Source organism: Salipiger sp. HF18 (assembly GCF_011806505.1).
GTDB classification, from domain to species: domain Bacteria; phylum Pseudomonadota; class Alphaproteobacteria; order Rhodobacterales; family Rhodobacteraceae; genus Salipiger; species Salipiger thiooxidans.
Map to the genome: position 1 here is coordinate 1 of NZ_JAATOS010000627.1, position 2,030 is coordinate 2,030.

The following is a 2,030-nucleotide window of genomic DNA, read 5'->3' on the forward strand; positions in this document are numbered from 1 at the left end:
GACAGCCATCGACGTGAGCTCGGTGCCATTATCGGAAACCACCATGGCAGGAGACCCCCGCCGGGCGATCAGGGTCTCCAGTTCCCGGACAACCCGTAGACCGGAGAGGGAGGTGTCGGCCAGGACAAACTGCCTCATCTCACGCCCTGCGCGCAACGTCTTGGAGGTCCGCGGAAGTGAGCGGCGCGATGGTACGCCACTACACACGGCACGTCCGGCAGCGTGTCAGAGCACGTGAAGCGCAGGAGCGCCGCGGGCGATTTTCAGCTTGAGAACAGAACAGAACGGAACGAGAAAGTGTGGCAATCTGTGTGGCGGAAGGGCTTGCGCGCCTCGAAAGGATGGTCTAAACGCCCGCTACCACTGGGCGACGGCGAGTTGGCGGAGTGGTGACGCAGCGGATTGCAAATCCGTGTACACCGGTTCGATTCCGGTACTCGCCTCCATTAACATCACTAAGTCATTGTGATGTTAAGACTAATTTCACCATCGTAGCGTGAACCCAACTTCGTACCCAACAACCCTTCAGTCAACCCAGGATGACGCAACGCACTCATGTTCACGTAACTGAGCGCAACCTATGTAGTCGCTTCGACATTCGCCTAACGGCAACGAAAGTCGCTTTTCGGCTAAGAGCACCTCTCCGAGCAAGATCGGCGCTTCTGGCCCGTGACGGCTGAGATCAAGTCATCGCTGCAGTCAGCGAGAAGAAGCTCGACGGCGGCTGTGTAGCGCAGGCCGTGCAGGTCGTAGTCTTGTGCGCCAATTGCTGCTCTCGCTGCACGCATCGCGTCTGATGCTCCTCGATACTCCCACTGTCCCGGCCGCTTCGTCTTCGACATATCCTTGGTCAGGATGAAGAGGCTTTGGCGCTCCGTGGCCTCCAGCGCTGCCGACAGGTGCCGCGTGAGAGGTATCTCAAGGCGAGTGCCGGTCTTCCCCTGGATCACGAGAATCGTGTCGCCCCGGACGTGTCCCCACTGCATCCTGAGCACGTCACCGATACGCTGCCCGGTCCCGAGACACATCTCGAACAAGGTGCGCTCGCGGCTCCCGTAGGCGCAGGCCTTGCGGAATGCGGCAACCAGCGTGTCCGGCCATGGCTCGCGCTCGTTCTTCTCGTATTTCAACGCCTTGATGCCCTTGGCCGGGTTCTCCTCCGATTTCGTGAGAAGCCCCATGTCCTTGGCGTGTTCCATGACGATCGAGAGGACACGAAGGCAGTAGTTGGCGAAGTGAGCGCTCTTGTGCTTCGCCCAAGCGTCACGCCATCTGATGACGTGATGGCGCTCTATCTGGCGCGGGGTGAGGTGGCCGAGTTTGTCCTCGAAGTACGGAAGGTGCTTCTCGTAGTCGTCTCTGGTCCGCCGCTTCAGGTCGCGATACTTGGGTGCGGCCCGGTACCCCCGCTTGGCAGGTCCGGACAGGCCGGGCATTCGAATGCGGACCGGCGCGCATCATGCGCCGCGCTCCCAAGGTGCAGCGGGCTGACTGATCCGTGCGAGGTTCTCGCAGGAACTGCCGGTGAGCGAGACGTTGATGACGGTCTGGGTCTTGCCGCCGACGGTAATGCGCCTGTGCAGCCGCCAACCGTCTGCCTGTCGGCGTTCCAGCGGGCGCATAATTGGCGCTCGGCCGAGGAGATCGGCCCGGTAGCTCGCGCGGCATCCTCGGTACGGACGCCCAGCAGCCCCTTGAGGCGGGCCATCGTGGCGCCGGCCATGTCGTGCACGTCGGCCAGCCCGGCATAGGCCTTCGCCATCGTCTGCGGATCGTCGGGGTTCGACTCCAACTCGGCGAGCGCCGTGATGCCCTCGGTCGCTTCGCGCAGCATGTCGAGGTGACAGGCCGGCTCGGACTTCGCGGGGCGACCGGAGACCTCGCGGCTGCGCATGTTCAGGAAGGGGTGCCGCCCCGTCGCGTTCTCCAGCGCGGTGACCCACGCATAAGGATCGGCGGGGCTGGCCGCGCATGGCGACGATCATGCCGCTGGCCGAGGCGGCGCAGCCGCGCCCGCTCGAGGAGGTTCC

General features: G+C 63.3%; 2 protein-coding genes, 1 tRNA gene and 1 pseudogene. 1 reads left to right on the top strand and 3 read right to left on the bottom strand.

Annotation, left to right across the window (positions count from 1 at the left end; translation table 11 throughout):
* Positions 1–123, bottom strand: a pseudogene (locus HC022_RS25095) (IS3 family transposase); the annotation flags it as partial.
* Positions 124–372: 249 nt separating this feature from the next.
* On the opposite strand from HC022_RS25095, the gene HC022_RS25100 reads away from it, so the two are divergent.
* Positions 373–446, top strand: a tRNA-Cys gene (locus tag HC022_RS25100).
* 183 nt (positions 447–629) lie between these two features.
* On the opposite strand, the gene HC022_RS25105 is transcribed toward HC022_RS25100, so the two are convergent.
* Together HC022_RS25105 and HC022_RS25110 are read right to left on the bottom strand one after the other, a co-directional pair.
* The gene (locus tag HC022_RS25105; protein WP_167454201.1) at positions 630–1,436 is read right to left on the bottom strand and encodes a tyrosine-type recombinase/integrase; all 807 of its coding nucleotides are present in this window, start codon (positions 1,434–1,436) and stop codon (positions 630–632) included.
* Complete coding sequence (locus tag HC022_RS25110; RefSeq protein ID WP_167454202.1) at positions 1,373–1,894, bottom strand: hypothetical protein; 522 nt, start codon at positions 1,892–1,894, stop codon at positions 1,373–1,375. The genes HC022_RS25105 and HC022_RS25110 overlap by 64 nt, the downstream gene beginning before the upstream one ends.
* Positions 1,895–2,030 lie beyond the last annotated feature (136 nt).